Below are 9,131 nucleotides of genomic sequence, written 5' to 3'. Positions count from 1 at the left end.
GGCGCTTCTACTCCGCGGCCTATCACCCGTCGGCGGCGGCCCGGCTCATCACCCGGGCCGCCGCCGCGGCGAAACCCTGACTCGCTGGCGGCGCCCGCGCGTCTGCGAACGGTGAGCCGCCCGGTCGCCGCTTGTTTGCCTAGGGGCCCTAGGTTATAACTAGGAGCCCTAGGAACGGTGGAGGGCGCATGGGGCGGGCAGGGTTGACGGTTGAGCGGGTGACGGTCGCGGGGGCCGAACTGGCCGACGAGGTCGGGTTCGAGCAGGTGACCATGTCGCAGGTGGCGCGGCGGCTCGGTGTGAAGGACGCGAGCCTCTACGGCCACGTCCGCAGCCTGGAGGATCTGCGCGGGCGGATCGCGCTGCTCGCGGCGGACGAGAAGACCATCCTGATCGCGGAGGCCACCGCCGGGCGGGCGGGCAGGGACGCCCTGGTCGCGTTCGCCGACGCCTGGCGGGAATACGCCCACCGCCATCCGGGCCGTTACGCGGCGACCCAGGCACCGGTCCGGATCGACCCGGTGCTGGCCGGGCAGGCGCCCGGGCCCCGGCGCGCGGTCGAGCTGACGTACGGCGTGCTGCGCGGCTACGGGCTCGCCGAGCCCGACCTGACCGACGCGGTCCGGTTGTTGCGCAGCACGTTCCACGGGTTCGTGGCCCTGGAGGCCGCGGGCGGGTTCGGGCACGAGCGTTCGCCGCAGCACTCCTGGGTCCGCGCCCTCGACGCCCTGCACGCCCTCCTGGAGCACTGGCCCCCGTCCCGAGAAGGAGACTCCGCATGACCGCCCCGAGCACCGGCAGCCTGCGCGTGAACGGCGCCACCCTGCACTACGAAGTCCGCGGCCGCGGCCCGCTCCTGCTGCTGGTCCCCGGAGGGGCGGGCGGCGCGGCCTCCTTCGACGGCATCGCCGACGGCCTCGCCGCCGACCACACCGTCGCGACCTACGACCCGCGCGGCATGTCCGGCAGCACACTGGACGACCCCGCGGCCGAGCAGCGCGTGGCCGAGCACGCGGACGACGCGCTGCGGCTCCTGGACCTGCTGTCGCCCGATGCGCCCGCCCGGGTGTTCGGCGCCAGCTCCGGCGCGATCGCGGCCCTGCACCTGCTCACCACCTCTCCCGACCGGGTGGAACGGCTCGTGGCCCACGAACCGCCGCTGGTGGAGGTCCTTCCGGACGCCCCCGAACACCGTGCACTCCTCGCCCGGGTGCAGGAGACGTTCCAGACCGAGGGGCTCATGCCGGCGATGGCCGTGTTCGCCGCCGGTCTGAGGGGGGACGGCGACACCGCCGGGCCGGAGGCCGGGGTCGAGCTTCCGCCCCAGGCGGCCGCCCGGGCCGAGCGGACGATGGCCAACCTGCCGTACTTCCTCGGCCGCATCGTGCCCGGCTTCATGTCCTACGCCCCGGACATCCGCCGCCTGGAGGCGCTGTCGGACCGGCTCGTGCTCGCCGGCGGCCGGGACTCGGTCGGCGAACTGCCGTACCGGCCGGCCGCCCTCCTGGCCGAGCGCCTCGGTACGGAACTCCTTCACTTCCCCGGCGGGCACACGGGATCGACCACGCACCCCGCCGGGTTCGGCGAGCTCCTGCGGAAGGCGTTCCGCGCGTAGACCGGATCCGGGACCCCCTCCCCCGGGCTCAGGCCTCCGCCTCCCCCACCGGCTCCCCCGGACCGGCCGACATGACCAGCTGGGTGATGTCGAAGCCGTCCGGGGTGCGGACGTCGATGCGGTAGAGGCCGGGGGCCGGGGCGGTCGCCGTCGCCGTGGCGGTGCCGTCCTCCCAGGCCAGGGTGAGGGGGGTGGGGCGGGCGGGGGCTTCGAGGTCGGTGAGGTGGCAGGTCAGGCCGCTCAGGGTGTCGACGTCGGTCAGGCGGAGCTTCCACGGCCGGCCCGCCTCGACCAGGTCGGGGGCGCTCAGACCGCAGCCGGCTTCGCCCTGCGGCGGGCCGGGGTTGATGTCGTCGCGGACGATCTCGGTGACGGCCTCCAGCGCGGTCTGCGCCTTGGCGACGTCGCCGTGCTGGAGCGGGAGGTGGGTGACGACGTCGGTGAGGACCGCCGACTCCTTGTAGACGGTGCCGTCGCCGTGGACCCGGAAGTACCGGACGCGGTCGTGCCGGTCGCGGATGAACGTGCCGTCGGAGTTCTGCCGCGCGCCGTCGAGGTGCGCCTCCACCGTGCCGCCGCTGATGGTCAGGCTCTGCCAGGTCGGCTGGTTGACGCCGACGACCGAACGGTGCCCGGGCAGGGTGATGTTCCGCTGGCCGTGGTGGAAGCGGGCCGCGTCCCGTGCCAGTTCCGCGCTGCCGCCGATGGCGGCGACGTCGCCCGGGGTGAGGTGGCGTACGTCGTCCCCCGCGCGCAGGCTGCGGTACTGCGGCAGGAGGTCGTGCAGACCGGGCATGGTGGCGCAGATCGCCCGGAGTTTGCGGTGCGGCAGCGGTACGGGGGCGCCCCGGCCGGTGGCGAGGATGACGGCGGCCTTGACCGAGCCCTGGAAGGGGGTGCCGAGGGTGATGACGCCCCGGGTGTCGGCCTGGAGGTCGCTGTCGTAGCCGGGGTCGAGCGCCGCGCGGGTGACGAGCCCGCCCATGGAGTGGGCGACGAAGACGAGCCGTCCCTCCCGCTGGTCGGTGCGGTGGCGGCGGGCCCGGGCGTGGGCCGGGTGGCGGCGCCACGCGGTCAGGTGGAGGCGGGCGGCGTCGGCCAGGAGGCGGCCGTTGGCGGCGACGGGCAGGCGCCAGTCGTAGGGGAACTCCAGGATCGCGGCGTCGTCGGCGACGCTGGTGCGGATCGTGTCGACCAGGTCGGTGTACGGCTCGCTGCCGGCGAGGTAGGGGGTCCAGGCGGAGTGCTTCAGCAGGCCCGTCGCCTCGATCCGGCCGGTCTTGCCCGCCAGCTCGTCCTCGGTCACGGCCAGGGACTTCAGGCCCGAGGGCGTGGTCCAGGCCTTCAGCAGCCAGGAGACGCCGCCGATGCCCCAGAGGTGCCTGCCGGTGGCCGTGTCGCGCAGGGTGCTGCCCATGATGCCCGGTACGACGACCACCGCGTCCTGGGTGACGTGGTCGGGTAACTCGTCGGCGGGGAGGGGATGCTGGGGCTGGTGCCGGTGCCGGTGCTCGTTCATGGGAGTGAAGAATAGGGAGGGTGGACGGGCAGCGGGGCGAGATCGGCTTAGCCGACGCGGTGGAGGCGGCCGCACCGCCGGCGGTGGCGCAAGCCGCGCCGGTGGCGGAGGCGGCTGCGCCGGTGGTGGTGCCTGCGCCGCCTGTGGTGGCGGAGGTGGCGGTGGTGGCCGCGCCGCCTGGTGTGCTCGCGCCGCCCGTGGTGGTCGCCCCGCCCGGCGGCAGCCTGTTCGTGCTGCCGATGGAGGACGGGACGGAGGCGCTGCGCCAGGCCCTCGGCGCCCAGTTGGAGGCGGTGTCCCTGTGGTGGGAGCGGCCGCCCCCGCACGGGCCCGGCTTCGTGAGGATCGCGCTCGGCGAGCCGGTGGCCGGCCGTCATGACGTCGAGCGCTTCCTCGCGACGTCGGGGATCAGGGACGCGGAGCCGGACGTTCCGCTGGTGCTGTACGTGACGGGGCACGGCCTCACCTCGGCCGCGGCCAAGCACTTCGCGGTGCTGCGGGACACCGACACCCACCGGCTCCTGGCCACGGGGCTGCGTACGACGGAGATCGTGATCGCAGCGCTCGACTCGCACGCCCGGGACGTCCTGGTGATCGTGAACATGTGCGAGTCCGCCGACATGGCCGGGGAGCTGCTGGAACTCACCCGGGACCTGGACACCGCGCGCACCACGCACGCCACGCTGAACGTGCTGACCACCGCGGCGCCCAAGATGCAGGTGAGGGGCGGGGAGTTCGCGCTCGTCCTGCGCCGGGCGCACGAGTGGCTGCGTACGGCCGGCGGGATCACCCGCCGCCACCTGACGATGGACGAGTTCAGCCGCGCCCTGTACCAGGCGGCGCAGGCGGTCGGCGCGGAACTCGGCCGGAGCCTGTCCCTCGACTGCCGTCCGCTGATGGGCGGCAAGCTGCACGTTCCGACCCCGGCCCTGCCGAACCCGGGCTTCCGGCCGGAGCGGGCAGCGGTGGAGGAGAGCCGGCAGGAGGTGGCGGCGTCCCTGGAGGACCTGGGGTACTGGCTGGAGAAGGCCAGCGGCCGCACCGGCGCCGAGGACACCGGCTGGTACTTCTCGGGCCGCAGGCGCCTGAACGCCTCGGTGGTCTCCTTCCTGACGGGCCCGCCAGGAATCCTGGTGGTCACCGGCATCACCGCGAGCGGCAAGTCGGCGATCCTGGGCCGCGCGGTGACCTTGAGCGACCCGACGTTCAGGGCGTCGGCCCTGTTCGCGGCCGCCGTCGGCCACTGCCCGCCGGAGACCGTCCCGGACCGGGGCGCCGTGACCATCGCGGTCACCGCGCACCACCGGGAGCCGCTCGGGCTGCTGAAGGCCGTCGCGCAGAAGCTGGGCGTGGCCCCGGACCCGTCGGGCCGGGACCAGCTGAGCCGCTGGCAGCTGGGGCTGCGCCGGTACCTCAGCTCGCCCGGCCCCATGGTGACGGTCGTCGTCGACTCCCTGGACGAGGCGACCGACCCGGCGGCGGCGCTGCACCAGGTGCTGGTGCCGCTGGCGGGGCACCTGTCGGGTGCCGTGCCGTCCGCCGTGCGGTCTCCTGTGCGGCGCGGGGTACGGCTGGTCGTCGCCGTCCGCAGCAGCGACGGCGCCGGCGAGGGGCAGGACCTGCTGGGGCAGCTGCAGGAGGCGCTGCCCGGCGCGGCCGTGCTGCGTACCGACGACGAGGACATGGGCGCGGACGTCGAGGGGTACGTACGGGCCCTCCTGGACGGGGAGTCCGCCTGGGCGGGGCACGACCTGGCCGGGGTGTCGCGGGCGGTGGCCGGGGCGGTGGGGCGGTCCTTCCTCGACGCCCGCGTGGCGGCCGGGCAGCTGCGCGCCGCGGGGCCGCGGCTGGCGGCGGACGCCGACTGGCTCGCGCGGCTGGGGGCGGAGGGTACGGCGGGACTGCTGAAGGACGACCTGGCGAGGTCGGCGGAGGACGGCCTGGGGGCGGACGAGGCGCTGGCGCTGCTGCGCGCGACGGCGTTCGCGCAGGGGCGCGGCATCGCCTGGGGCGAGGTGTGGCCGGCTGTGGCGTCCGCGGTCCGGGGGTCTCCCGTCGAGGACGCCGACGCGAAGATCCGGGTGCTGCTGGAAGGGCGCCTGGCTGGGTATCTCACCCGTGACGTGGAAGAGGACCAGCGGGTGTACCGGCCGGCGCACGAGCGGCTGGCCGCTGTCCTGCGCGCCTGGCCTGGGGGCGGGGCGGAGCCTGGTGGGGGGACGGAAATGACGGATGGTCAGGATGAGCCTGCCGATGGTGGTCCTGGGGCTGGAGGAACCAGCGGGACCGGCCCTACGGACGCGGCCCGCGCACCGGGGCACGACGGCGGGGAAGACTCCGCACACGGCTACGCCGACGGCCACGGGCGCGGCAACGCGGAGGGCCCCGACGGCTGCGGTGACAGCTGGGCCGACAGCCGCAGTGGCGGCAGCGCGGACGGCAGTGCGGACGGCGCCTCGGACGGCGCCGACGCCTGCGGGGACAGCTGGACCGACAGCCGCGGAGACGGCAGCGCGGACAGCCGCGGGGACGGCGGCGCGGACGGCAGCAGGGACACCTGCACGCCCGGTCGCAGTGACAGCCGCAGGGACGGCTACGCCGACGGCCGCGCCGACAGCTGTGGGGACAGCTGGGCCGACAGCTGCGGGGACGGCAGCGGAGACAACTGCACAGACAGCCGCAGGGACAGCTGCAGAGACGGCAGCGTCGACAGCCGCGGTGGCGGCAGCGGGGACAGCACCGGTGACAGCCGCGCGGACGGCAGCAGGGACAGCTGTGCGCCCGGCCGCAGGGACGGCTGCGGAGACGGTAGCGCCAACAGCGGCGGGGACGGCAGTGCGGACGGTAGGGCGGACAGCCGCAAGGACGGCTACGCCGACGGCCGCACCAACAGCTGTAGTGACAGCTGGACCGACAGCCCCAGGGACGGCAGCGCGGGCAGCCGCAGGGAGAGCTACGCCGACGGCTGCGGGGACAGTTGGGCCGACAGCATGGATAGCTGTGCGCCCGGCCGCAGTGACAGCTGTGGAGACGGCAGCGCGGACAGCTGCGGGGACGGTTACGCCGCCGCCCGCGCTGACGGCTGCGCACACGGCCACAGGGACGGCAGCGCGGACAGCTGCGGGGACGGTTACGCCGCCGCCCGCGCTGACGGCTGCGCACACGGCCACAGGGACGGCAGTGCGGACGGCTGCGGGAACAGCCGCGAGGGCGGCTACGCCGGCGGCAGCACGGACAACCCCACCGACGAGCACGAGGACGCCAGCACCGACGACCACCGTGATGGCTACGCGGACGGCAGCACGGACAACCGCACCGACGACCACGGGGACAGCTACGCGGACAGCCGCGGAGGCGGCCCCGCCGGCGATGGGGATGTCGGCGTGCATGCCCGGATCGCTCGGGCGTTGGCCGAGTTGGCGGCGCCGCACACCGGCGGTACCGACGGGAGTTCCGGTGCCACCGCCCCGCATCCCTACGTGCGCCGGTACCTCGCGCGCCACGCCCGCCTGGGCGGCGTGCTGGACGACGCGCACGTGCCGCCGGGTGTCCTGCCGTGGCTGACCGGCAGCCCGGTCCGCGGCCTGCTGGGCCCCGGCCGGGGCCGGGAGGGCCGGCTCTGGCTGGAGGCGTGGGCGGCGGTGGAGCCGTACCTGCACCGGGCGGACCACCCCTCGCGCCTGGCCAGCCTGCAGCTGGCGTACACGGCGCTGCGCCACCCCGGCCTGCCGCGCCCGCGCACCCCCGAGGACGGGGCGGGTCCGCTGGCCGTGCTGTGGTCCCGGTGGGCCCCGCCCGTCAACGTCCTGGCCGCCCTCGACACCGCGGTGCGCTCCCTGACCGCGGTGCCGGGGCCCGACGGGCGTCCCGCCCTCGCCGCGGGCGACGACGACGGCGGCATCGAACTGATCGACGCGCTCGACGGCACGGCCGTCCGCGAGCGGATCGGCGCCCATGCGGGATCCGTACGCCACCTGCTCCTCGCGCCGCGCCCCGCCCAGTCCCCGCTGCTCGTGTCCGGCAGCACGGACGGCACCCTGCGCCTGTGGGACCCCGCGACCGGCCGCCTCGTCGACCAGGTGTACCGGCCCGGCGGGAGGTGGATCGCCGACGTGTGCGCGTACCGCGACAGCGGGCACGAGCTCGCGGTGGTCTGCGTCAACGGGGACGGGACGGTGGTGTGGTGGAACGAGCGGATGGGCCCGCAGGACCTGCTGACCCTGCCGGGGGACACGCCGCGTACGGCGACCACCGCGCTGGCGGCGTTGGAGGACCCGCCCGGACGGCCGCTGCTGGCGATCGCCGACGGGGCGTCGCTGGTGTTCCGGGATCCCGCGGCCGCGGCGGAGGTGGCGCGCTTCGAATTCCCGGGCGACGTACGGGTGCTGGCGGCGACCACGCGGCCCGGGACGGTCGCGGCCGGCCACGCGGACGGCTGCGTCACCGTCTGGGGCCCGGCCGGACAGCGCGCCACCCTCACCGGCGCCGGCGGCGCGGTGGGCAGCCTGGCCGCCCTCACCCTCGGGGAACGCCACCTCCTCGCGGCCGGGGCGGGCAGCTGGATCGCCGTATGGGACGTCTCCCGGTGGGACACCGCCGCGAAGGAGCCGCCGGCGCTGCTCGGCGGGCACACCGCCGCCGTGACGGCGCTGGCCTCCCCCGAGGCGGGGCTCCTCGCCTCCGCTTCCACCGACGGCACGCTGCGCCTGTGGAACCGGGAGGTCCTGGAGCGGGCGCTGGCCACCGCCCGGACGCCCGCCGAGCCGGCGCCGACGGGCGGGGCGCTGCTCCTGCCGGGGCCGGGTCAGCCGAACGGCCCGTCCTGGTTCGCGCTCAGCGGCGGCCGCGGCGACATCGAGGTCCGGGACATCGCCACGGGGGCGGCGGTCGCCCGGCTCGACACCGGCCGGCCGGTGTCCGCGTTGGCCTGGGCCCACCGCAGGGAGGGCGGCGTCCTGGTGTCGGCCGGCTGTGACGACCACGGCATCCGGCTGTGGGACGTGGGCACCCGGCAGGCGTTGCCGGACGTCCTGGAGGGGCATTTCCTGCCCGTGCGCGCCCTGGCCGCCTGCACCACGGCGGACGGGCGGCACCTGCTGCTGAGCGGCGGGGACGACGAGACGGTCCGGCTGTGGGATCTGGACCGCCCGGGTCCGTTGCGGGAGTGGACCGGTCACGGCCTGCGCGTCCTGGCGGTGGCGGCCGCCTCGTGCGAAGGCGGCGGGGAGTGGTTCGCCTCGGCCGGCTCCGACGGGACCGTACGGCTGTGGGATGCGGAACGCGGTGCCGCGCTGGGCGCGCCCCTGCGCTGCGACCAGGGCCTGCTGCACGCCGTCGCCCTCAACCCCCGCCCGCTGGGCGGTGTTCCGCCGCATCTGGCCAGCGGCGGCGACACGGGCACGGTGCGGCTGTGGGACCTGCGCGAGCGCCGCCCGCTGGGCGAGCCGCTGACCGGGCACACGGCGGCGGTGCACGCCCTGGCGCTGTGGAACGCGGAGGGCCACGGCAGCTTCGTCGCCTCCGGCGCGGCCGACGGGACCATCCGGGTCTGGGACGCCGCGACCGGGCGGTGCCGGCTGCTGCTCGCGGCGGGCAGCCCCGTACGCGCCCTCGCCGCGCACCCGGCTTCGGCCGGCGGGCGCGTCGTGCTCTCCTTCGCCGGGGACGCGGGGGCCGCCGCGGTGGAGATCGACCTCGGCCGGTGCGGGGCGGGCGGAGCCTGATCACCTCCGCATGCGCCCCCCGCGTTCCCTCGTGCGCCCCCGGTGGCCACCGCAACCCGGTCGCTTCGGTCGTGGCCGAGCATGAAAATGATCGTTCGGCATGTGTCACGGATCAGTAGTACGCCGCACGGCGCGCGCCGACGGCTCATGAACGCCCCTCATGGGCACCACCGTCACGAGACCGGCTCTCCCCGCGGCCGGGCCGCCCCGCCGGCCCGGCCGCCGCACGAGCCACGAGCATCACCGGCCCGAGCCCCGCGCGGGGGCGGCCGGA

General features: G+C 76.0%; 4 protein-coding genes. 3 read left to right on the top strand and 1 reads right to left on the bottom strand.

Annotated elements, in window-relative coordinates; genetic code table 11:
* The first annotated feature begins 188 nt into the window (after positions 1-188).
* Entirely contained in the window at positions 189-782 is a 594-nt protein-coding gene (locus tag AB0D45_RS21490; RefSeq protein WP_362461387.1) for a TetR/AcrR family transcriptional regulator, read from the top strand.
* The gene (locus AB0D45_RS21485; RefSeq protein ID WP_362461384.1) at positions 779-1,615 is read left to right on the top strand and encodes an alpha/beta hydrolase; all 837 of its coding nucleotides are present in this window, start codon (positions 779-781) and stop codon (positions 1,613-1,615) included. Before AB0D45_RS21490 ends, AB0D45_RS21485 begins: the two co-directional genes overlap by 4 nt.
* Before the next feature lie 28 nt (positions 1,616-1,643).
* On the opposite strand, the gene AB0D45_RS21480 is transcribed toward AB0D45_RS21485, so the two are convergent.
* On the bottom strand, positions 1,644-3,134 hold the full coding sequence (locus AB0D45_RS21480; RefSeq protein WP_362461381.1) for a hypothetical protein: 1,491 nt from the start codon (positions 3,132-3,134) through the stop codon (positions 1,644-1,646).
* A gap of 20 nt (positions 3,135-3,154) precedes the next feature.
* On the opposite strand from AB0D45_RS21480, the gene AB0D45_RS21475 reads away from it, so the two are divergent.
* On the top strand, positions 3,155-8,857 hold the full coding sequence (locus AB0D45_RS21475) for a hypothetical protein (RefSeq protein ID WP_362461378.1): 5,703 nt from the start codon (positions 3,155-3,157) through the stop codon (positions 8,855-8,857).
* Positions 8,858-9,131 lie beyond the last annotated feature (274 nt).

This window comes from Streptomyces sp. NPDC048352, assembly GCF_040651895.1.
In the GTDB taxonomy this organism is placed as follows: domain Bacteria; phylum Actinomycetota; class Actinomycetes; order Streptomycetales; family Streptomycetaceae; genus Streptomyces.
This window is presented reverse-complemented; position numbering and strand designations above follow the sequence as displayed.

What these genes read in the sequence shown, in the direction of transcription:
- AB0D45_RS21490 (WP_362461387.1), top strand. Translation starts at nt 189, where the DNA reads ATGGGGCGGGCAGGGTTGACGGTTGAGCGGGTGACGGTCGCGGGGGCC.
- AB0D45_RS21485 (WP_362461384.1), top strand. Translation starts at nt 779, where the DNA reads ATGACCGCCCCGAGCACCGGCAGCCTGCGCGTGAACGGCGCCACCCTG.
- AB0D45_RS21480 (WP_362461381.1), bottom strand. Translation starts at nt 3,134, where the DNA reads ATGAACGAGCACCGGCACCGGCACCAGCCCCAGCATCCCCTCCCCGCC.